The following is a 404-nucleotide window of genomic DNA, read 5'->3' on the forward strand; positions in this document are numbered from 1 at the left end:
CAGTATCGATATGGACTTTATGAACCTGAACCAGACTGCACATGGCGGTCGCGAGTTCGGCTTCATTGGCGCGCGTATGCGTCAGCAACATGCCGTGGTTACCGGTCACTGGCAGGATAAACAAGCCCATGAGCGTATCGGCTCCTGGATGCGTCAGGCGGTCTCTAAACAGGATACCCGTCATCTGAAAGTCTGCCGTTTTGGCGATAACATGCGTGAAGTGGCGGTCACCGATGGCGATAAAGTTGCCGCACAGATCAAGTTCGGATTCTCCGTCAATACCTGGGCGGTTGGCGATCTGGTGCAGGTGGTGAACTCCATCAGCGACGGCGATGTTAACGCGCTGGTCGATGAGTACGAAAGCTGCTACACCATGACGCCTGCCACACAAATCCACGGCGAAA

At 55.0% G+C, this 404-nt stretch carries 1 protein-coding gene; it reads left to right on the forward strand.

The features are described 5' to 3' along the window. Positions 1 to 10: 10 nt before the first annotated feature. Positions 11 to 404: L-arabinose isomerase family protein (locus Tanf_RS16590; protein ID WP_498370409.1), on the forward strand; the 394-nt coding region annotated here is incomplete at its 3' end.

Source organism: Tannerella forsythia, from assembly GCF_001006485.1.
GTDB classification, from domain to species: Bacteria; Bacteroidota; Bacteroidia; order Bacteroidales; family Tannerellaceae; genus Tannerella; species Tannerella forsythia.